The sequence below is a fragment of the Pseudomonas sp. GW456-L12 genome (assembly GCF_059424045.1).
In genome coordinates this window covers 110831-132158 of sequence record NZ_JBWKZA010000016.1, presented here as the reverse complement: position 1 = coordinate 132158, position 21328 = coordinate 110831, and the positions used below count along the sequence as shown (strand labels likewise).

At 65.1% G+C, this 21328-nt stretch carries 18 protein-coding genes; 12 read left to right on the top strand and 6 right to left on the bottom strand.

The features are described from left to right. Window positions 1–58: 58 nt before the first annotated feature. Both AC07Y9_RS20250 and rimI read left to right on the top strand, forming a co-directional pair. Window positions 59–844, top strand: coding sequence for a hypothetical protein (locus AC07Y9_RS20250; protein ID WP_053262659.1), 786 nt, complete (start codon window positions 59–61; stop codon window positions 842–844). After that, the gene (gene rimI, locus AC07Y9_RS20245) at window positions 837–1289 is read left to right on the top strand and encodes a ribosomal protein S18-alanine N-acetyltransferase (protein WP_007930137.1); all 453 of its coding nucleotides are present in this window, start codon (window positions 837–839) and stop codon (window positions 1287–1289) included. Before AC07Y9_RS20250 ends, rimI begins: the two co-directional genes overlap by 8 nt. A 109-nt stretch (window positions 1290–1398) precedes the next feature. Here rimI and AC07Y9_RS20240 read toward each other — a convergent pair whose 3' ends face one another. After that, a complete protein-coding gene (locus AC07Y9_RS20240; protein WP_053262658.1) occupies window positions 1399–1794 on the bottom strand; it encodes a hypothetical protein in 396 nt (131 codons plus the stop codon). A 150-nt stretch (window positions 1795–1944) separates the two neighbouring features. Here AC07Y9_RS20240 and can point away from each other — a divergent pair, with 150 nt between their 5' ends. Next, window positions 1945–2589: a carbonate dehydratase gene (gene can / locus AC07Y9_RS20235; RefSeq protein ID WP_007930139.1), complete on the top strand. Its 645-nt coding sequence runs from the start codon at window positions 1945–1947 to the stop codon at window positions 2587–2589. A 102-nt stretch (window positions 2590–2691) separates the two neighbouring features. On the opposite strand, the gene AC07Y9_RS20230 is transcribed toward can, so the two are convergent. From AC07Y9_RS20230 to AC07Y9_RS20220, 3 genes are all read right to left on the bottom strand, one after another. Beyond that, window positions 2692–3888, bottom strand: coding sequence for a hypothetical protein (locus AC07Y9_RS20230; protein WP_102679706.1), 1197 nt, complete (start codon window positions 3886–3888; stop codon window positions 2692–2694). 140 nt (window positions 3889–4028) lie between these two features. Continuing rightward, the gene (locus AC07Y9_RS20225) at window positions 4029–5729 is read right to left on the bottom strand and encodes an acid phosphatase (RefSeq protein ID WP_102679705.1); all 1701 of its coding nucleotides are present in this window, start codon (window positions 5727–5729) and stop codon (window positions 4029–4031) included. Between the two features lie 269 nt (window positions 5730–5998). Further along, complete coding sequence (locus tag AC07Y9_RS20220; protein ID WP_085532497.1) at window positions 5999–7417, bottom strand: short-chain fatty acid transporter; 1419 nt, start codon at window positions 7415–7417, stop codon at window positions 5999–6001. Between the two features lie 114 nt (window positions 7418–7531). Between AC07Y9_RS20220 and AC07Y9_RS20215 the strand changes: the two genes are divergently transcribed. Then, window positions 7532–7765 carry a Pathogenicity locus gene (locus AC07Y9_RS20215; RefSeq protein ID WP_102679704.1) on the top strand — a complete coding sequence of 78 codons (234 nt, stop codon included), beginning with the start codon at window positions 7532–7534 and terminating at the stop codon, window positions 7763–7765. 4 nt (window positions 7766–7769) lie between these two features. Continuing rightward, window positions 7770–9152 (top strand): aminotransferase-like domain-containing protein, encoded by a 1383-nt coding sequence (locus AC07Y9_RS20210; RefSeq protein WP_102679703.1) that lies wholly within the window; start codon window positions 7770–7772, stop codon window positions 9150–9152. Here the strand turns inward: AC07Y9_RS20210 and panB are convergent. Next, window positions 9140–9955, bottom strand: a complete 816-nt coding sequence (gene panB / locus AC07Y9_RS20205; RefSeq protein WP_102679702.1) for a 3-methyl-2-oxobutanoate hydroxymethyltransferase — start codon at window positions 9953–9955, stop codon at window positions 9140–9142. The genes AC07Y9_RS20210 and panB overlap by 13 nt on opposite strands. A 170-nt stretch (window positions 9956–10125) precedes the next feature. Between panB and AC07Y9_RS20200 the strand changes: the two genes are divergently transcribed. From AC07Y9_RS20200 to AC07Y9_RS20185, 4 genes are all read left to right on the top strand, one after another. Continuing rightward, window positions 10126–11448: an MFS transporter gene (locus tag AC07Y9_RS20200; protein ID WP_009045625.1), complete on the top strand. Its 1323-nt coding sequence runs from the start codon at window positions 10126–10128 to the stop codon at window positions 11446–11448. 195 nt (window positions 11449–11643) lie between these two features. Further along, complete coding sequence (locus tag AC07Y9_RS20195) at window positions 11644–12165, top strand: hypothetical protein (protein WP_256580933.1); 522 nt, start codon at window positions 11644–11646, stop codon at window positions 12163–12165. A 62-nt stretch (window positions 12166–12227) separates the two neighbouring features. Next, entirely contained in the window at window positions 12228–12776 is a 549-nt protein-coding gene (gene pseH / locus AC07Y9_RS20190) for a UDP-4-amino-4,6-dideoxy-N-acetyl-beta-L-altrosamine N-acetyltransferase (protein ID WP_007930162.1), read from the top strand. A gap of 117 nt (window positions 12777–12893) precedes the next feature. Beyond that, on the top strand, window positions 12894–13799 hold the full coding sequence (locus AC07Y9_RS20185; RefSeq protein ID WP_007930163.1) for a cation diffusion facilitator family transporter: 906 nt from the start codon (window positions 12894–12896) through the stop codon (window positions 13797–13799). Window positions 13800–13925: 126 nt separating this feature from the next. On the opposite strand, the gene AC07Y9_RS20180 is transcribed toward AC07Y9_RS20185, so the two are convergent. Then, window positions 13926–14600 carry a heavy metal response regulator transcription factor gene (locus AC07Y9_RS20180; protein ID WP_007930804.1) on the bottom strand — a complete coding sequence of 225 codons (675 nt, stop codon included), beginning with the start codon at window positions 14598–14600 and terminating at the stop codon, window positions 13926–13928. Window positions 14601–15032: 432 nt separating this feature from the next. On the opposite strand from AC07Y9_RS20180, the gene AC07Y9_RS20175 reads away from it, so the two are divergent. The 3 genes from AC07Y9_RS20175 to AC07Y9_RS20165 all read left to right on the top strand — a co-directional run bounded on the left by AC07Y9_RS20175 (window position 15033) and on the right by AC07Y9_RS20165 (window position 20937). Continuing rightward, window positions 15033–16298 carry a TolC family protein gene (locus AC07Y9_RS20175; protein WP_053262653.1) on the top strand — a complete coding sequence of 422 codons (1266 nt, stop codon included), beginning with the start codon at window positions 15033–15035 and terminating at the stop codon, window positions 16296–16298. Window positions 16299–16504: 206 nt separating this feature from the next. Then, a complete protein-coding gene (locus AC07Y9_RS20170; protein ID WP_102679701.1) occupies window positions 16505–17737 on the top strand; it encodes an efflux RND transporter periplasmic adaptor subunit in 1233 nt (410 codons plus the stop codon). 35 nt (window positions 17738–17772) lie between these two features. Beyond that, complete coding sequence (locus tag AC07Y9_RS20165; protein ID WP_102679700.1) at window positions 17773–20937, top strand: efflux RND transporter permease subunit; 3165 nt, start codon at window positions 17773–17775, stop codon at window positions 20935–20937. The last annotated feature ends 391 nt before the right edge of the window (window positions 20938–21328 follow it).

The following is a 21328-nucleotide window of genomic DNA, read 5'->3' as shown; positions in this document are numbered from 1 at the left end:
ATCTTCGGCGAAGGACGGTAGAATCCCCCCACTTCAGTTATCCACAAGTGGCCGACCTTTGCTTATCGAGTCCCGCCGTCGCGCTTATCTGTCCGCCATGCAGGTGGTCAGCTGGCTGCCGCGCACCGAATTGCCCTTTGCGGCGCCGTCCCGTCCCGAGTTGCTGGTGATTGCCGAGCCCGTGGTCGAGGCCCCGGCAGCCCCTGCACCTGTGGCCAAAACGGTTGCCGAGCCTGTGGCCAAGCCTGCCGAACGGCCGAAAATCGAAGTGCCGCGTCCCGCCGGCGCTGCCGTTCGTCCGGTCAGCAAGCCCGTGGTCGATGCCGAGGAGGCCCCGGCGCCGGTCAAGGCCCCGCCCGTGCCGCCACCGCGTTTCGCCCTGCAATTGCTGCGCGCCGGTCGTTGCCTGCTGCTGGTGGAGTTACCCACAGGCGAAGCCTTCCAGAGCCGCGACCCGGCCTATCTGCTGCTCAAGGACATGCTGCGCGCCGCCGGCCTGCCGGACAGCCCGCAGATCCTCGCCGAGCCGGTGCGCTGGCCGATGCTGACCCGCGGCAATCTTGACCAGGGGCCGGACGCGGCGCGGGATTTCGTCCAGGCCTTTGTCGGGGCGCGCGTCGAAGAAGAACCTTGTGTCTGCCTGTGGCTGATCGGCCTGCCGGCGGTGCGTTTCGCGGGCGAGGCTGATGCGCAGTCCTACAACCGTGAACTCCAGGTCGAAGGCCTGGGCTCGGCCTGGGCGCTGCCTGGGCTGGAACTATTAATGGAAGAGCCACAGCGTAAGGCTGATGTCTGGCAAGCCATGCGTCGGCTGATGGCGCGTTGGAAAAGTAGCAATGAGTGACGCTTTATCGTTCCGCCAGGCCACCGAGGCGGATCTGGATGCCATCCTGAAAATCGAATACGCGGCGTTCAGCCATCCCTGGACCCGCGGCATTTTCACCGATGCCCTGAAATCCTATGAAGTCTGGCTGATGTTCGAAGGCAGCCAGCAGGTCGGCCACGGGGTGATCCAGGTGATCATCGACGAAGCCCATCTGCTCAATATCACCGTCAAGCCGGAAAACCAGGGCCGTGGCCTGGGCCTGCGCTTGCTGGAAGAGTTGATGAAGCGCGCCTACCAGAAAGACGCGCGCGAATGCTTCCTCGAAGTGCGCTCCAGCAACCAGACCGCCTACCGTCTGTACGAGCGCTACGGTTTCAACGAAGTCGGCCGCCGCCGCGATTACTATCCGGCGACAGGCGGGCGCGAAGATGCGTTGGTGATGGCCTGCACCCTGGTCGATTGACGGCGTATCGAGCCGCTATCGTAGGAGCGAGGCTTGCCCGTGATAGCGGTGTGTCAGGCAAACCGCTATCACGGGCAAGCCTCGCTCCTACAGTTGTTAAAGGCAGGTATCAGCGTTTGCCATCCAGTGGGTCGCGCTGGGCCAGTTCGGCTTCGTCCAGGCCATTGCCGCCGCCGATATCGTCTTCATCGACAATGCTCAGGTCCCAGTCGGCCGGCTGGTCTTCACCGGCTTCATGGGCGGAGCGGGCGCCGTCTTCGCGGATCAGGTTTTCCGGGGTCAGCTCATCGTCGTTGGGCTCATCCTCGGCGTTGCCGGTCAGGCTGGAGCCATGGATGTGCCTGTGGGGAGTACGATGCTCCACAGGGCTGGAAGCAGGGTCGCCGACCCTGGCGCCGGGTTCTTCTTCATCGAAATCCAGCTCTTCCATGGAACCCATGCGGTCTTCGTTGTCGTCGATGGGCTCGGGCTGAGGCGCGCCATAGGGACGTCGTGATTCAGTCATGACGGTTGCTCATACTTTTGGGCTTAAAGAGTGGACCCACCAGACCCGGCAAGATTCAAAGGGGTGGATAAGCGGTATCTGCATAGACGCGCGTGACCCCGATAGACAGTCGTCTGTCATAGCAACGCATCAATCCTGAGGTTTCACAGCATGAACGAACTACAAGACCTGATTGATAACAACGAGCGTTGGGCCGAAGCGATCAAGCAGGAAGATCCTGAATTCTTCTCCAAGCTGGCCCGCCAGCAGACGCCGGAATACCTGTGGATCGGCTGTTCGGACGCCCGTGTACCAGCCAACGAGATCGTCGGCATGCTTCCCGGGGATCTGTTCGTACACCGCAACGTGGCCAACGTGGTGCTGCACACCGACCTCAATTGCCTGTCGGTGATCCAGTACGCGGTGGACGTGCTCAAGGTCAAACACATCCTGGTCACCGGTCACTATGGCTGTGGCGGCGTGCGCGCCTCGATGCAGGATCGCCAGCTGGGCCTGATCGACGGCTGGCTGCGCTCGATTCGCGACCTGTACTACGAACATCGCGAAGTACTGGGACAACTGGCCACCGAGGAAGAACGGGTCGACCGCCTCTGCGAGCTGAACGTGATCCAGCAAGTGGCCAACGTCGGCCACACCAGCATTGTGCAAAACGCCTGGCATCGCGGGCAGAGCCTGTCGATCCACGGTTGCATCTATGGCATCAAGGACGGTCGCTGGAAGAGCCTGAACGCCACCATCAGTGGCTTCGAGCAGCTGCCGCCGCAGTACCGCCTGCGTCCGGTCGGGGCGCTCTGAGGCGCTGAAAACCCATCGCGAGCAAGCTCGCTCCTACGGGCGATGTGCCGTTCTTAGGAGCGAGCTTGCTCGCGATGGGATGTAGCTGTTACCGCTTGTCCGTCAGATATGCGGCGGTACTTCGGCACTCATCGACGGTGCCGGCGCCTTCAGCTGCTTCAGCTGGGTCTGCACCGGCGTGGTGGCGCACTTGGCCTGGGCCTGTTCCGGCGTCAGCTTACGGATCGAGGTGTAGAACAAGGCGCAGGTCTGCTCTTTGTTGGTCACCTGCCAGTTCTGCGTGCAGCTTTTGAGCTGCACTGTCGGGTCGCTGCCCGGCTTGCTGCCCATCCCGGCCTGCCAGCAGGCCGCGCTCAGATCCTGCCCCATCACCTTCAAACCGGCCGCGTCGGCCTTGGCCTCATCGCCGTCGTAGTTCTCCGGATCCGCCGCGTACCAGATGTAACTCGGGTGGTTGGAGCCCAGCACCGGCACCTTCAGGCCCGCGCTCGGGCTGATCTGCGCCAGGCCCAGCACGTTCACGGTCGGGCCGTACTGCTGCTTGATCCAGTTACGCACCGGCGCGCCGAAGGCCACCATTGGCAGGGCGGCGCCGCTGGCACTCTGGCTGATCTGCTTGACCATGGTGGTCTGGTAGTCCTGGAAGTAGCCGTAGACGCCTTCCAGGTCCTTGCCGGCAGTGGCCGGGGCGGCGATCGGCGCAATATCGATGATGGTCTGGTAGCCCGGCGTCTGCTCGGTTGGAATGCCATTGGTCGTCAGCAGGGTGGCCCAGCGGTCGGTGGTGGCCGATTTCAGGTAGTCCTGGGCTTGAGTCAGCGAGTAGTCCGGCGGGAAGTGCAGCAGCTCGACGCTCTTGCGGTTTTCCAGGGCCATGCCCAGGGGCAGGAACAGGTACCAGCTGTAGGTCCATTTGCCGTCGCTGTTGAGTTTGCTGGCGCCCTTGTAGGCCAGGTCGCCGGCATCCAGCAGGGCGGTCAGCGGCTTGCCATAGTCCTTCGGAACACCGCTGATGTTGGCGTACAGCTGGTTGTTATCGGTCTTCACCTTGACCTTGGCGGTGCTGTAGCCATCGCGCTTCACGCTTTGGGTCAGGTAATGCTCGACGGTCTGTTCCAGTGTCCAGTTGCGGAAGCAGATCACGTTGCAGTTGTTGGGGTAGGAGAAGAGTTGGGTGACGCGCTGGGTGTTGCCCAGCTTCAGATCGACGTTGGCCTGGGCCATGTTACTTAAGGTCAGGCTGCTCAGGCCGCCCAGGGTCAGGGCGGCGAGGGGGAAGGACAGTCTTGCGAGTTTCATGCTTGGCTCCTTGTCAGCGTTGGCCTCGTCTGGGCGAGGTAAGTTCCGTACTGAAACAGTAGCGGGTGACAAGGAAAAGGGTGGAATAAATCTTTCTTTTGCACCCGCAAACGGCCGCCCGGGCGGCCGCTGCCGTCGGTTCAGGCCGGGAAGTGCAGGGCATTGCTCAGGTCGCCCATGGGCGCCTGCCCCCGGGCGATCATCGCCGCGTCCCGTTGCTTGAGGCCGTCGAGCGGTTCCAGCTGGAACACCCGGGTAATCAGCCGCAGGATCGACGCGGTGTCGTACACCGTATGGTCCACCGTGCCCTTGCGGGCGAACGGTGACACCACCAGCGCCGGGATACGTGTCCCCGGCCCCCAGCGGTCGCCCTTGGGCGGGGCGACGTGGTCCCACCAGCCGCCGTTCTCATCGACCGTGACGATCACCACCATGTTCTGCCACTGCGGGCTTTCGCGCAGCACCTTCAGGGCGCGCACGATATGCCGGTCGCCGGCGGCCACATCGGCATAACCGGCGTGCATGTTGAGGTTGCCCTGGGGCTTGTAGAACGCCACCGGCGGCAATTTGCCGGCCTCGGCATCGGCGAGGAAGCGATTGCTGCTCGACTCATCGCCCAGGCCCGCATCGCGCAGGTGGTGGTTACGTTCGTTGGGATGCTCGGGACCGAACTGCGCGAAGTAGTTGAACGGCTGGTGGTGGTACTGGAAGTTGGGGATCTTTGGAATCCCCGCCGAATCCTTGTAGGCGTCCAGCGTGACCTGCCAGGCGCCGGCGTACCAGGCCCAGTCGATGTCCTTGCGCGAGAGCTTGTCGCCGATGGTGTCGTGGCGCTGTGGCACCAGCACATTGGGCAGGTCGGCCTTGGCATAGGCCGGGCGCTGCGGGTCGCGGATCCAGGTCGGCCAGTAGGGCGGGGCCATGGTATTGACCGCGTAGCCATCCGGGGTCAGCAGGCTCGGGCCGAATTGCGGCGGGCCGCTCATGGCGCTGGCCGGGGATTGCTCCAGCGGCTTGAGACGGCTGTCCCGCGGGTCGTCGCTCTGCAGGGTGGCGATCTGTGGCTTGGCCACCGAATTGGCCGCATCCGGATAAAACGGCACGGCAGCGCTGATCAGGTACTGGTGGTTGAGAAACGAGCCGCCGAAGGTGCCCTGGAAGAAGTTGTCGCACAGCACGAATTCCCGGGCCACATCCCACAAGCGCAGCTCATAGCGGCTCTGGGCGTAATACCCCATGGGCAGGCCGCCGGAGTCGGCCCAGGCGACGAAACCGTCGTTCTTGCCGCCGTTGATCTGCATCTGGTTCTGGTAGAACACGTGCCACAGGTCGCGGGTGACCAACCCCAGGGGCAGGTCTTCGCCATCGGGGCCCTTGAGGGCGAAGGGCGCGTTGGGCAGGTGCTCCTGGTACTGGGTGCCGACCGGATAGGTCACGCCATCCAGGGCCTGGGGCCCGACCTGGGCGACGCCACCCCAGACCGGCGGCAAGACCGACAACAGGCTGCCGTCGCGGTCGCGTTGCTGATAGTCGGCGGGCTTGAGGGCCGAGAGCGGTTTTTCCAGCCCCGGGAAGTCGGCGAACAGGTTGTTGAAGCTGCGGTTCTCGGCATAGATCACCACCACGTTCTTCACGTTGTCGCGCAGGGCCCGGTCCAGCTCGGCCGGCGACAGCGGGCGCTCCACCGGCTTGCCCGGCGCCGGGTCGTTGTGGCCGCAGGCGCTGAGCGTCGCGCCGACCCCCAGCACCGCCACGCCGCCGAGAAAACGCCGGCGGCTGGTGTCGGTGGGTGGCTCCGTGGCCTGGGAATGTTCTGGGTCTTTCGAGTGTTCGTCGCTCATGCGGGTCCCTGATTACCTTTCGATCAATTCGTAACAAAGTATTTCGGCTGCACGGTAGCAACCGAATATGACGGAAAGACTACAGAAAAGGCTCTGGGATGGGGCTTAGACGCTGCTAGGGGGAAGCTGGAAGGCGTGTAGGGCTGCTTCTGCAGGAGCGGCTGGTCGACGCTCGATTGCCCGCAATGACGGTATGGCGGGCACCCTCGGCCTGGCGGCCGATCGCGAGCAAGCTCGCTCCTACAGGGGAGCGAGCCGCTGGCAACAGATTACGGCGCCACGGGCGGCATGTAGCTCAAGGTGGTGCCCAGTGCCCACAGCAGCACCAGCACCAGGGGGGCGTGGACCAGCAACTGGACGAAGGAGAAGCCGATCAGGTCCCGCGCCTTGAGCCCCAGCACCCCCAGCAGCGGCAGCATGTAGAAGGGGTTGATCAGGTTCGGCAGTGCCTCGGCGGCGTTGTAGATCTGCACCGCCCAGCCCAGGTGGTATTGCAGGTCATTGGCCACCTGCATCACGTAGGGCGCCTCGATGATCCACTTGCCGCCGCCTGACGGAATGAAGAAGCCCAGTACCGCCGAGTAGACCCCCATCAGCAGCGCGTAGGTGTCGTGGGAGGCGATCTGCACGAAGAAGGTCGAGATGTGGTGGGCCAGGGTCTGGCCGTCGACGCCCTTGACCACCGTCAGCAAGGCCGCGATGGAGCCGTACAGCGGGAACTGGATCAGCACCCCGGTGGTGGTCGGCACGGCGCGGGCCACCGCTTCGAGGAAGCTGCGCGGGCGCCAGTGCAGCAGCGCGCCGAGCATCAGGAACAGAAAGTTATAGGTGTTGAGCCCGGAAATCGCGGTGATCGCCGGCTTGGTGGCGAACTCATGGTAGAGCCAGCCGGCCGCCAGCAAGGCCAGCAGAATGGTCAACAGCGGGCTGTATTCCAACCACTCGCCGGGGCGGGTACGCGGTTGTGGCTTGGGCATGCTGAAGCTCGGGTCGATACCGCAGGCCTTGGCGTCGCGCGCCGAGCTCGGACCGGGGGCGGTGGCATAGGCAATGACCAGCGAGACGACGATCAAGGCCAGCAGCAACACGCCCGACTGCCAGAGAAAGATGGTCTGGGTGAACGGAATCACCCCGGTGATCGACAGGATCGACGGCGGTAGGCTGCCCGGGTTGGCCTGCAATTGCGCGGCGGAGGACGACAGGCCCAGGGCCCAGACCGCGCCCAGGCCCAGGTAGGCCGCGGCGCCGGCGGCGCGGTAGTCCATGCGCAGCTCGGTACGCCGGGCCAGGGCCCGCACCAGCAAGCCGCCGAACACCAGGGACAGGCCCCAGTTGAGCAAGGAAGCGACCATGGAAATCAGCGCCACCCAGGCCACGGCGGAACGGCCGTTCTTCGGGATGCGCGCCAGTTTGTCGATCAGCTTCACCGCCGGCGGCGAGCTGGCGACCACATAACCGCCGATGACCACGAAGGCCATCTGCATGGTGAAGGGGATCAGGCTCCAGAAACCGTCGCCGAAGGCCATGGCGGTGTCGGTGGGCTTGGCGCCCATGGCCATGGTGGCGAGGGCGACGATGATCACCGCCAGCGCGGCGAACACCCAGGAGTCGGGGAACCAGCGCTCGGCCCAGTTCGAGCAGCGCAGGGCAAAACGGGCGGAACGGCTGTCTTCAATGTCTGTGGACACGTCGATACCTCAAGTCTTTTTATGATTGTCAGGAGGTCGGTCGCCTCAGGCTGGGGCGGCCGAAAACTGTGCAAGAATGCGGCAATTGGTACCCACTGCAAAGGATTGAAGTACATGCCATTCCCGCTCGAAGAATGCCAGGCGCTGCTCAAGGTCAAGGGTGTCGGCGAAACCGTGGTCGCCCGCCTCGAACAGCTGGGCATCGATTCCTTCGCCCAGCTGGCCCGGGCCGACGCCCTGGAGATCGTCACTCAGGCCTCGGCCCTGGTCGGTTCCAGCTGCTGGAAAAACAGCCCCCAGGCCCGCGCGGCGATCCAGGCGGCAATCGCCCTGGCCAAGGGCGCCTGAAGCGGTGAGCCGCGAAACGCCTTTCGCCTATCAGGCGGTCTACCGCTACCTGGTGGAGTGGCTGGACGGCGCCAGCGCGGCCGAGCAGCGCCTGCCGTCATTGCGCGCCCTGGCCCAGCGCCTCAAGGTCTCGGTTTCCACCACCAAGTACGCCTATGGCTTGCTCGAGGATGAAGGGCGGATCTACGCCCGGCCCAAGCAGGGCTACTTCAGCCGCCCCGTGCCGGCGCCAGGGCTGGCGCCGGATACGGAGCTGCTGGACAGGGTCTATGCCTACGCCCGCCAGCCCGGAATGCTGGCGCTGTGCAGCGACGCTCCGGCGATGCTGCTGTCGCTGGACAATCCCCTGTTGACCGCCGAGCGCGAGCTGGTGCGCCAGTACCCGCGCTCCCAGGCGCCGCTGTACCAGCCGTTTGGCGAGGCGGAGCTGCGCACGGCGCTGGCCGAGCGCTACACCCGCTCGACCACGGATTACTGGCAGGCCGAGCAGGTGTTTCTCGGCACGGATTTGCGCGCGGTGCTGGCGTTGTCGCTGGATGCCCTGGAGCTGAACGGCAGCGTCGCCCTGGTGGAGTCGCCTTGTTCCTGGGCGATCCTGCGGCAATTGCAGGCGGCGAAGATCCGCGTGATCGAGCTGCCACTGGACGCCGCGGGACGCTTCGATCGCCAGCGCCTGCAGGAGATGCTGCAACGCGAACCGGTGCGCCTGGCGCTGCTGTCTTCGACCCTGAGCGCGCCCCACGGCAGCCTGATGCCCGCGGCGGACAAACGGCAGCTGTGCCGCTGGCTGGGGGAGCGCGGCATCTGGCTGTTGGAAAATGACAGCTATGGCGAGTTCTGCTTCACCCCGGGGCCGGCGCGGTATCGCGATTACGCCGATCCCGAGCGGCTGCTGGTGTTTTCCACCTTCGACAAAGTCATAGGTTCCGAGGCGCCCTTCAGCTATGTGTTGTGCCGTGGCCAGGGCGCGCGCTTGCAGCGGCACTTTCTCGAGCGCGCGTTCCGCCTGTCACCGATCCGCCAGAAGGCCGTGGCCAAGCTGCTGGGCAGCGGCCGGGTCGATCAGCACCTGGTTCAGTTGCGCGGCCTGCTGCGCGAACGCATGGGCCAGCTGCAGGCGCTGCTGGCCGAACACGCCGCCGAGCAGTTGCGGGTGGTCACCCCGGCCGGGGGCGCGACCCTGTGGGCCGAGGCCACGCGCCCGGTGGAGATGCTCCAGGTCTATGAGCAATTACTGGGGCAGGGCATCGTCATCGCCCCGGGGCAGATGTTCAGCCAGCAAGGCCTGTGGCGCCATCACCTGCGCCTGAGTTTCACCCTCGACTGGCGCCAGGACATTGCCGGCGCCGTGCAACGCCTGGCCCGGGCCATCGATCAGACGCCATAGCAGTGCCGCGCCTCGGGGAAGCGACCGTCGCGCACCTCGGCGGCGAACCGCTCGCAGGCCTGGCTGATCAGCGCGCCGACATCGGCATACTGTTTGACGAAGCGCGGCACCTGGGGCCCGCCCAGGCCCAGCAGGTCCTCGGTCACCAGCACCTGGCCGTCGCAGGCGGGGGAGGCGCCGATGCCGATGGTCGGCATCGCCGAGAAGTCGCTGATGCGCCGCGCGAGGTTTTCCGCCACCCCTTCCAGCAACAGGCTGAACGCCCCGGCCTCGAGGTGGGCGCGGGCGTCGGCCTCGATGGCCTGGGCCGTGGCGTCGTTCAGGCCCTGGGCCTTGAAACCGCCCATGACATTCACGTACTGGGGCATCAGGCCAATATGGGCCATAACCGGAATCCCGCGCTGCACCAGGAACTCCACGGTCGGCGACAGGGCCAGCCCGCCTTCGAGCTTGAGCGCGTCACAGCCGGTGCGCGCCAGCACCTCGGCGCAATTGCGGTAGGCCTGTTGCGGCGATTCCTGGTAACTGCCGAACGGCATGTCGGCGATCACGCAGGCCAGCCGGGTGCTGGCGACCACGGCGCGGGTGTGGCCGATGATCTCTTCCAGGCTCATGTCCAGGGTCGAGGTGCGGCCGTAGCCGACCATGGCCGTGGAGTCGCCGATCAGCACGAAATCGACGAACGGGTCCATCAGCCGCGCCATGTGGCTGGTGTAGGCGGTCAGGGAGACGATCTTCTGCTGGCCTTTCATGGCCACCAGTTGCGGCACGGTCAGGCGTTTGCTGCGGGTATGGATGCTCATGGCGGCTTTCCTGTTGCGGGTGGGAAAGTCGCCGATTATTGGCGTCCGCGGCGGCGATTCAATGCACAGGAAAAGCCTAAAAACCGACCCAGAAGGGGGTTGCGGTTGTCCCTCGCGGCGTTTGCGTAGACCATGGGCGCCTTGAATTTCGCCCAATACCGAGTGGCTTTATGTCCTTTTCCCCTGACGCGCGGCCGGCGCCGTTTTCCCGGTCCGACTACAAGACCCTGGGCCTGGCGGCACTGGGCGGCGCCCTGGAAATCTACGATTTCATCATCTTCGTATTTTTCGCCCTGACCTTGAGCCAGCTGTTCTTCCCGCCGGAAATGCCCGAGTGGCTGCGGCTGTTGCAGAGCTTCGGGATTTTCGTCACCGGCTACCTGGCGCGGCCGCTGGGCGGCATTCTCATGGCGCACTTCGCCGACCGTCTGGGGCGCAAGAAGGTGTTCAGCCTGAGCATCCTGATGATGGCCCTGCCGTGCCTGCTGATCGGCAGCATGCCGACCTACGCGCAGATCGGTTATTTCGCGCCGCTGTTGCTGCTGGCGCTGCGGGTGCTGCAAGGCGCGGCGGTGGGCGGTGAAGTGCCGAGCGCCTGGGTGTTCGTCGCCGAGCACGCACCGGCCGGCCATCGCGGTTATGCCCTGGGCTTTCTGCAGGCCGGGCTGACCTTCGGCTACCTGATCGGCGCGCTGACCGCGACCCTGCTGGCGCAACTCTTCACCCCTGCGGAAATCCTCGATCACGCCTGGCGTTACCCGTTCCTGCTCGGTGGAGTGTTCGGCGTGATCGGCGTCTGGCTGCGCCGCTGGCTCAGCGAAACCCCAGTGTTCATGGCCATGCAGGAACAGCGCGACAGCGCCGTCGAACTGCCGTTGCGCACCGTGCTGCGCGAGCATCGCCTGGCCCTGTTGCCGGCGGCGATTCTCACCTGCGTGTTGACCTCGGCGGTGGTGGTGTTCGTGGTCATCACTCCGACCATGATGCAGAAAACCTTCGGCATGAGCGCCAGCCACACCTTCGCCCTGAGCAGCCTGGGCATCGTGTTCCTGAATATCGGTTGCGTGCTGGCCGGGCTGATCGTCGACCGCATCGGCGCCTGGCGCACAGTGATGCTCTACAGCCTGCTGCTGCCGCTGGGCATCGGCCTGCTCTACGGTTGCCTGATCAGCGGCGGCGCCTGGGTCGGCCTGGCCTACGCCATCGCCGGCCTTGGCTGTGGCGTGGTGGGCGCGGTGCCATCGGTGATGGTCGGCTTGTTCCCGGCGCGGATTCGCGTCTCCGGCATTTCCTTTACCTACAACATCGCCTACGCGCTGTGGGCGAGCACCACGCCTTTGCTGCTGATCGGCCTGATGCCCTGGAGCCCGTGGATCTGCGTGATCTATTGCGCGGTGATGGGCGCGGTCGGGGTGGTCAGCGCGGGGTACTTCGGTACGCGCATGCCGAGGCTGGCAGGCAGTGGGGCGCCTGGGGTCTGTGCCGGGTCCTGAAGGGGCTTTCGCGCAGGGAAAAAATCGCCCCCGAAAACACCTGCAGACGCCGGGGAACGCGGGCTAGAGCCTTCGTTGCCAGCCCGCGTTTTAGCCCGGCCAAGACCGCTGAAAGTTGTGCTTAGCCAAGGCCCATTTACCCGCTAATCTCTCGAAAAAAACGCGCGGTCCACGCGCCAGTTTTCGGGAGCTGCCTTGATCCGGTCCGTCCTTCGTTCCCTGCGTGATTTCCCCACGCTGCCCCCGCTGCTGCAGGCGGCGTGGTTGTCCTTTGCCATTGGCCTGTTCATGGCCCTGCTTCATCTGTGGATCTTCAACCTTGTCGACTATGGGCTGGACGGTGCCAACGTCGAATCCCTCAGCGGCAAGGTGCTGTATGCCGACCGTGGCGGGATGCTGATAGAGGACGCGGAGAGTGGCGAATACACCCGGCTCAAGGTGGTTCGTGGCATCAGCTATCTGAACGTCGGCCATGACCAGATCCTGGGGCGCACGCTGAGCTTCACCCACCTGCGCGACGCGGTGCTGAGCTGCACCCTCGATGGCCAGGAGCTGTGCATCGCGCAATGCGCCAACGCCATGGAATGCCTGGACAGCCGCCGCGAGCGCGAGACGCCGCAGGGCATGTTGATCGTCGCGTTCGGCACCAGCCTGGTGTGCCTGGGCCTGCATGGGCTGCGCCGGCGCAAGCCCGCGTCGGGTAGCGGGATCTTTTGAATTGCCGCCGGGCACCGTTGCCCCTAGGCTGTGCGGCATCCGTTTCAGACCAGGAGCCCCGCATGCAGGTCGTGCCGATACTCGAGACTTGTGCACAGGTGCAGGCGCGTGTGCGCGAGCTGCGTAACCAGCCGGATGTGCGCAAGTACATGTACACCTCCCATGAGATTTCCGAGGCCGAGCACCGTGCCTGGCTCGACTCGCTGGCGGGCAATCCGCGGCAGTCGGTGTTCGTGGTGCTGCAAGAGGGAATCGCCTGTGGCGTGGTGTCGCTGAACGCGATCAATGCCCTGCACAAGAGCGCCGACTGGGCCTTCTACCTGGACAGCGGCTTGCAGGGCAAGGGCCTGGGCAGCCAGCTGGAATTCTGGCTGCTCGACCATGCCTTCGGCGCGGCCGGCCTTGCGAAGCTCAACTGCGAGGTGCTGGCGCTGAACCAGGCGGTGATCCGCCTGCACCAGAAATTCGGTTTCACCCTCGAGGGCGTGCGCCGGCAGAACGTCGAGAAGGACGGCCAGCGCATCGACGTGGTGCTGCTCGGCATCACCCGCGAGGAATGGGCCGCCCGGCGCCCGGATATGCTCGCGGTGATGGCGCGCCTGGGGCGCTGAAAGCCGTCATCCATAACCGCCAGATGGCAGCAGCATGACCATTGCGTCATTTTGCCGGGGCCGGCTGCCTGGGCCGGCTATCATCAGCCACGACGATTTCCACAGGTGGGGGCTTTCATGGGCGCAGGGCACAGTCACGGACAGGTTCGGGCCGGACACGAACGCAAGTTATGGATGGCCCTGGGGCTGACGGGCAGTTTCATGATCGCCGAGGTGATCGGCGCCTTTGTCACCGGCAGCCTGGCGCTGCTCTCCGATGCCGCCCATATGATGACCGACGCGCTGGCGCTGGCGATCTCCCTGGTGGCGATCCAGGTCGGCAAGCGCGCGGCCGATCGCAAGCGCACCTTCGGTTATGCGCGCTTCGAGATTCTCGCCGCGGCGTTCAACGCCCTCCTGTTGTTCGTGGTCGCCTTCTACATCCTGTTCGAGGCCTGGCAGCGCCTGTCCGCGCCGGCGGAAATCCAGTCCACGGGCATGCTGGTGATCGCGGTGCTGGGGCTGGTCGTCAACCTGATTTCCATGCGCCTGCTGGCCTCGGCGAGCGCCGAAAGCCTCAACGTCAAGGGTGCCTACCTGGAGGTGTGGAGCGACATGCTCGGCTCCATCGGCGTGATCGTCGCGGCATTGGTGATCATGTACACCGGCTGGGGCTGGGTCGATTCGCTGGTGGCGGCGGCCATCGGTTTCTGGGTGCTGCCGCGCACCTGGACATTGCTCAGGGAGAGCATGAACGTGTTGCTGCAAGGCGTGCCGGACGGCATCGATATCGATCAGGTCGAGCAGGGCATCCGCGCCATCGACGGGGTGACCGAGGTGCACGACTTGCACCTGTGGGCCCTGACCAGCGGCAAGAACGTGATGAGCACGCATCTGGTGGCCGACCTGGGGCGGCGCAGCGAACAGCAGATCCTCGCCGAGGTCACCGAACTGATGCACGAGCGCTTCGATATCTCCCATGTGACGGTCCAGGTCGAACAGGCCGGCTTTCACGAACAGGGGCACGAAGAGCACGTACATTAATCACCTGTAGCCCCTGTAGCCGCTGCCGAGCCTGCGAGGCTGCGATCGACCGCGCAGCGGGCGCTGCTCTTTGGGGCGCCGGAGGTCCTTCGGACCATCGCAGGCTGCGGCAGCGGCTACAGCGCTTCAGTCGCGCTCTTCGAGCACGTAGCCGACGCCGCGCAGGGTGTGGATCAGTTTGCTTTCGAACGGGTCGTCGATCTTGGCCCGCAGGCGGCGGATCGAGACTTCCACCACATTGGTGTCGCAATCGAAGTTCATGTCCCACACGAACGAGATGATCTGGGTCCGCGACAGCACCACGCCGCTCTGGCGCATCAGCAGGTGCAGCAGGGCGAACTCCTTGGTGGTCAGGTCGATGCGCTGTTTGCCGCGAAACGCCCGGTGGCGGCCCTGGTCCAGCTCCAGGTCGGCCACCCGCAGCACATCGGGGGTCGGCGACTGCTCGCTGCGCCGCAACAGGCTGCGCACCCGCGCCAGCAGCTCGGGGAATTCGAACGGCTTGACCAGGTAATCGTCGGCGCCCAGGTCCAGGCCCTTGATCCGGTCCACCAGCCGCCCCTGGGCGGTGAGCATCATGATCCGCGTATTGCTGTTCTGGCGAATGCGCTGCAGCACCCCCCAGCCGTCCAGCTCCGGCAGATTGACGTCGAGAATCACCAGGTCGTAGGCGTGCTGGCGGGTCAGGTGCAGGCCGTCGGCGCCATTATTGGCGCAATCGACGACGTAGCCGCTTTCGCTCAATCCCTGATGCAAGTAGTCGGCGGTTTTCGGTTCATCCTCGATCACCAGAATGCGCATGCTGAATTAGCCTCGGTGTTTAATGCAGTGGGGCAGTCCCATAACTTCGTTGAAAGTAACGGGCTGGATGATTCAACTTTCAAAGTTGTGGATTTCAAGGTTATTAATTTAAATGTTCTGAATTTAAAAGCTTCGAAGTGTCGTGCGGGGAGAAGTTGTTTCTCTATATTTCAAGTTGTGGATTTATTGAGCTTGCTCTCGGGTCGATGGCCGGGATGTTAATGCATAAGCCCGTGGCAGAGCGTTTGCTAACGGATTTGTAATCTTTGCGCCACCCTGTCGATAAGTACCGAAGGCTACATTTGGCCGGCACTAAATACTCACCTGTTAGTTGTTTTATGGGTGGAGTGTGGATGCGTCGTGCCGGTTCAACTTCCTCGCACCGCAGAGCCTCCGCCGTCACTCTGTACCGGTAAGGGGCTAGAACGCGTTATGCCAACCCTCATTAAAAAACTTGCCTGGATAGTCGGGGCATTGTCCGGCGTCCTGTTGTTGGCCAGTGCCGCGCTGCAGGACGCCGCGGCGGCCGAGAGCCGGGTGCTGAGCCTCGACAACGCCCTGGCCAGTGCCTTTGCCAACAACCCCGAACTGGCGGCGGCGCGCTGGGAAATCGACATCGCCCAGGGTGGCCGCCAGCAGGCCGGGTTGATCCCCAATCCGGTGTTGTCCTGGGACGCCGAAGACACCCGCCGCAGCTCGCGCACCACCACCGTCAAGCTCAGCCAGACCCTGGAACTGGGCGGCAAGCGCGGCGCGCGCATCGATGTCGCCAGCCGTGCCCAGGACGCCGCGGCGCTGGAGCTGGAACGCCAGCGCAACCAGCTGCGCGCCGATGTGATCGCGGCCTTTTACGGCGCCTTGCGTGCCCAGGAGCGCAGCGATCTGGCCGGCCGCTCCCTGGCCCTGGCCGAGCGCGGGCTGACGGTGGCCAAGGGCCGGGTGAGCGCCGGCAAGGCCTCGCCCGTGGAGGCCACCCGCGCCCAGGTCCAGCTCTCGGAAGTCCGCCTGGAACTGAGCCGCGCCGAGATGGACCGGGCCAACGCCTATCGCCAGTTGGCGACCGTGACCGGGGCCGCCACCACTGACTTCAGCGCCGTCGCGGAGCCGGCCAGCGGGCTGCCGTCGCTGCCGCCTTCGGCGCAATTGCTGGCGCGCCTGCAACAGACCACCGAACTGCGCCTGGCCGAAATGCAGGTGGTGCAGCGCGAAGCGTCCCTGGGGCTGGAAAAGGCCCAGCGCATTCCCGACCTCGATATCAGCGTGGGCAGCCAGTACGACGCCAGCGTGCGCGAGCGGGTCAACCTGGTCGGGGTGTCGATGCCGATTCCGCTGTTCAACCGCAACCAGGGCAACGTGCTGTCGGCCGCGCGGCGCGCCGATCAGGCCCGCGATCTGCGCAACGCCGCGGAGCTGCGCCTGCGCACTGAAACCCGTCAGGCCCTGGATCAGTGGAGCACCGCCAGCAACGAAGTGCAGTCGTTCAACCAGGTGATCCTGCCGGCCGCGCAAAACGCCGTGGACACTGCGACCCGTGGCTTCGAGATGGGCAAGTTCAACTTCATCGAGGTGCTCGACGCCCAGCGCACGCTGATCAGCGCCCGCACCCAGTACATCGCCGCCGTGGCCCAGTCCACCGACGCCTGGGTGCGCATCGAGCGCATCTACGGCGATCTCGCCGGCCCCGATCGCACGCTGTGAGAACCGCGTTGTTCGTCCTGTTGTGCCTGGGCGCGCTGTTGGTCACCGATTGCAGCGTCCCGCTGCCGAGCCGGGTCGAGGAGGGCGCGTCCCATTGGTGCCTGCATGAGCTGCATCGGGCGCTCGGCGATTTCTTTTTTCCACAGACCTCATGACGCGTCGCTGTTGCCGGTTGGCGCGTCGAGTCGATTTTTTCAGGAGCATGCATGGACAAGAAACGAAGCACAGCCTTGGCGTTGGCCGTGGCGATCGCGCTCGGCGTGGCCGGGTTGATGTGGCAGGAGCTGTTCCAGGCGGCGCCGGTGGCCGCGCAGGCGAAACCCGCGGCCAAGGCGGACACGCACAAGGACGGCGAGGCGCATCAGGAAGGCGAAGAGGGGCAAGCGGAAGCTGAGGGGCATGCCGAGGAAGAGGGCAAGGTCGAACTCAGTGCCGAGCAGATCAAGGCCGCCGACATCCAGCTGGCCGAGGCCGCGCCGCGGGATCTCAGCAGCTTGCTGACGCTGCCGGGGGAGATCCGCTTCGACGAGGACCGCACCTCGCACATCGTGCCGCGCGCGGCCGGGGTGGTGGAGTCGGTGGCGGTCAATCTCGGCCAGACGGTGAAGAAGGGCGAGCTGCTGGCGGTGATCGCCAGCCAGCAGATCTCCGACCAGCGCAGCGAACTGGCCGCCGCCGAGCGCCGGGTCGAGCTGGCGCGCACCACCTTCCAGCGCGAGCGCCAGTTGTGGGTCGACCAGATCTCCGCCGAGCAGGATTACCTGCTGGCGCGCCAGACCCTGCAGGAAGCCGAAATCGCCCTGAACAATGCCCGGCAAAAGATGAACGCCCTGAGTGGCAGCGCGGTGCTGGCGGGCGGCAACCGCTATGAGATGCGTGCGCCGTTCGACGGCGTGGTGGTGGAAAAACACCTGAGCGTCGGCGAGGTGGTGGGCGAGACCAGCGCCGCCTTCACCCTGTCCGACCTGTCTCGGGTCTGGGTCACCTTCGGCGTGTTTCCCAAGGACTTGAACAAGGTCCGGGTGGGCAAGCCGGTCCGGGTGCAGTCCACCGAGCTGGGCACCCAGGTGCAGGGCACGGTGGCCTATGTCGGCAGCCTGCTGGGCGAGCAGACCCGGACCGCCACGGTGCGGGTCACCGTACCCAACCCGGACGATGTCTGGCGGCCGGGGCTGTTCGTCTCGGTGCAGGTGGCGACCGACACCTACCAGGCCGGGGTAACCGTGCCGCAGAGCGCGGTCCAGAGCGTGGAAGACAAGCCTGCGGTGTTCGTGCGTATCGCCGACGGTTTCCAGGCCACCCCCGTGGTGCTGGGCGGCAGCGAAGGCGGCTTCGTCGAGATCCGCGAAGGCTTGCGCGCCGGGGCCCAGGTGGCGACCACCGGGAGCTTCATCCTCAAGTCCGAACTGGGCAAGGGCTCGGCCGAGCACGGCCATTGATCCGCACTGAGTGTTTCCCTGGAGAGTGACTTCCCATGTTTGAACGCATCATTCAATTCGCCATCGAGCAGCGCATCATCGTGCTGCTGGCGGTGCTGCTGATGGCCGCCGTGGGCATCGGCAGTTACCAGAAACTGCCGATCGACGCGGTGCCGGACATCACCAACGTCCAGGTCCAGGTCAACGCCAGCATGCCCGGCTACTCGCCGCTGGAAACCGAGCAGCGCATCACCTACCCGGTGGAAGTGGCGATGGCCGGCCTGCCGGGCCTGGAGCAGACCCGCTCGACTTCGCGCTCGGGCCTGTCCCAGGTGACGGTGATCTTCAAGGAAGGCACCGACCTGTACTTCGCCCGGCAACTGGTCAACGAGCGCCTGCAGGTGGCCCGCGAACAGCTGCCCGAAGGCGTGGAGGCGAGCATGGGGCCGATCTCCACCGGCCTCGGCGAGATCTTCTTCTGGACGGTGGAAGCCGAGCCGGGCGCGCTCAAGGAGGACGGCACGGCCTATACGCCAACCGACCTGCGGGTGATCCAGGACTGGGTCATCGCCCCGCAACTGCGCAACGTGCCGGGGGTGGCCGAGATCAACACCATCGGCGGCTTCGCCAAGCTCTATCAGATCGCCCCGGACCCCAGGCGCCTGGCGGCCTACAACCTGACCCTGAGCGACCTGATGACCGCCCTGGAGCGCAACAACGCCAACGTCGGCGCCGGCTATATCGAGCGCAACGGCCAGCAGTTGCTGATCCGCGCGCCGGGGCAGGTGAAGTCCATCGAGGACATCGCCAACATCGTGATCAATACCGTGGACGGCACGCCGATTCGCGTCAGCAACGTGGCCACCGTGGACATCGGTCGTGAGCTGCGCACCGGCGCGGCCACCGAGAACGGCCGCGAAGTGGTGCTCGGCACGGTGTTCATGCTGGTGGGGGAAAACAGTCGCACGGTGTCCCGGGTGGTGGCGGAAAAACTCGCCGAGATCAATCGCTCGCTGCCCAAGGGCGTGACCGCGGTCACTGTGTACGACCGCACCAACCTGGTGGATAAGGCCGTGGCCACGGTGAAGAAAAACCTCATCGAAGGCGCGCTGCTGGTCATCGCCATTCTGTTCCTGTTCCTGGGCAATATCCGCGCCGCGCTGATCACCGCCATGGTGATCCCGCTGGCCATGCTGTTCACCTTCACCGGCATGTTCACCAACAAGGTCAGCGCCAACCTGATGAGCCTCGGCGCGCTGGACTTCGGCATCATCGTCGACGGCGCGGTGGTCATCGTCGAGAACGCCATCCGCCGCCTGGCCCATGCCCAGCAGCATCACGGGCGCATGCTCACTCGCTCCGAACGCCTGCATGAAGTCTTCGCCGCGGCCAGGGAAGCGCGACGGGCGCTGATCTATGGGCAACTGATCATCATGGTGGTGTATCTGCCGATCTTTGCCCTGTCCGGGGTGGCCGGGAAGATGTTCCACCCGATGGCCTTCACCGTGGTGATAGCCCTTCTGGGGGCGATGATCCTCTCGGTGACGTTCGTCCCGGCGGCGATCGCGCTGTTCGTCACCGGCAAGGTCAAGGAGGAAGAAAACTTCGTCATGCGCGGCGCCCGTCGGGGTTACGAACCGGTGCTGCGCTGGGTGATGAGCCACCGTTCCCTGGCCTTTGCCCTGGCCGTTCTCAGCGTGCTGGTCTCGGGCCTGGTGGCCAGTCGCATGGGCAGCGAGTTCATCCCCAGCCTCAGCGAAGGCGACTTCGCCCAGCAGGCGATGCGCGTGCCCGACGCCAGCCTCACTCAGTCGGTGGAAATGCAGAAGACCCTGGAGAAAACCCTGCTGGCGCAGATCCCGGAAATCGAGCGGGTGTTCGCCCGTACCGGCACCGCCGAGATCGCTTCGGACGTGATGCCGCCGAACATTTCCGATGCCTACCTGATGCTCAAGCCCAAGGCGCAATGGCCGGACCCAGGCAAGTCGCGCGAGGCGATCATTGCCGACATCGAACGGGTCAGTAACAGCCTGCCGGGCAACGTCTACGAGCTGTCGCAACCGATCCAGCTGCGCTTCAACGAACTGATTTCCGGGGTACGCAGCGATGTCGCGGTGAAGGTCTTCGGCGATGACATGGAGGTGCTGAACAAGACCGCCGAAGAGATTTCGCAGACCTTGCAGAAGATTGACGGCGCCGCCGAAGTGAAGGTGCAGCAGACCACCGGCCTGCCGGTGCTGACGGTGAATGTCGACCGCGACAAGGCCGCGCGTTTCGGCCTCAACGTCGGCGATGTGCAGGACGCCGTGGCGATTGCCGTGGGCGGGCGCAAGGCGGGAATTTTGTATGAGGGCGACCGGCGCTTCGACATGCTGGTGCGCATGTCCGACAGCCTGCGCACCGACATCGACGGGCTGTCGCGCCTGCTGATTCCGGTGGCGGCGGCCGCGGGCAGCGTCAACGGGCAACTGGGTTTCATCGCCCTCTCGGAGGTGGCCAGCGTCGACCTGGTGCTCGGCCCGGCGCAGGTCAGCCGCGAGAACGGCAAGCGCCTGGTGATCGTTAGCGCCAACGTGCGTGGGCGCGACATGGGTTCCTTCGTCGAAGAGGCGACCCGGGCCATTGGTGATCAGGTACAGATCCCGACCGGCTACTGGATCACCTGGGGCGGCCAGTTCGAACAGTTGCAGGAAGCCTCCAAGCGCCTGGAGATCGTGGTGCCGGTGGCGCTGCTGCTGGTGTTCGGCCTGCTGTTCATGATGTTCAACAACCTCAAGGACGGGCTGCTGGTGTTCACCGGGATTCCCTTCGCCCTGACCGGCGGGATCATGGCCCTGTGGCTGCGCGATATCCCGCTGTCGATCTCGGCGGGGGTGGGCTTCATCGCGCTGTCGGGGGTGGCTGTGCTCAACGGCCTGGTGATGATCGCCTTTATCCGCAACCTGCGCGAAGAAGGGCGGATGCTCGCCGCGGCGGTCAACGAAGGCGCGCTGACCCGCCTGCGCCCGGTGCTGATGACCGCACTGGTGGCGTCGCTGGGGTTCATCCCCATGGCCCTGGCCACCGGCACCGGCGCCGAAGTGCAACGACCGCTGGCCACCGTGGTCATCGGCGGCATCATCTCCTCCACCGCCCTGACCCTGCTGGTGCTGCCGGCGCTGTACCACTGGGCGCACCGCAAGGAAGAAGAGCAGGAACTGCAGGACCTGCTGAACGACTGACCCGCGACCGGCGTCAACCAACCCCGCCTGCGTCATACGCAGGCGGGGTTTTGTTTATTGAGAGGGCACGCACCCTGTAGCCGCTGCCGAAGGCTGCGATGGTCCGGGCCACGCTGGTCGCAGGACCTCCTGCGATTTCAGAAGCGGCGCCTGCTTCGCAGTCGATCGCAGCCTCGCGGGCTCGGCAGCGGCTACGGGGAGGGAAGTGGTGGGCAAAAAAAAGCGTCCCATGCGGGACGCTAAAAATTCATCTCTTTCCAAAGGAGCATTCGAAAAAACGCTTCAGAGATGAATGTGCTCGGGGTGGGCCGGCGTCAGCGGGAGGCTGTGCATGCCTGGGCCCTGCGGTTCTGTGAGGGGCGGCGCCGGTTGCGCCGTTGTGGTTGTTTTC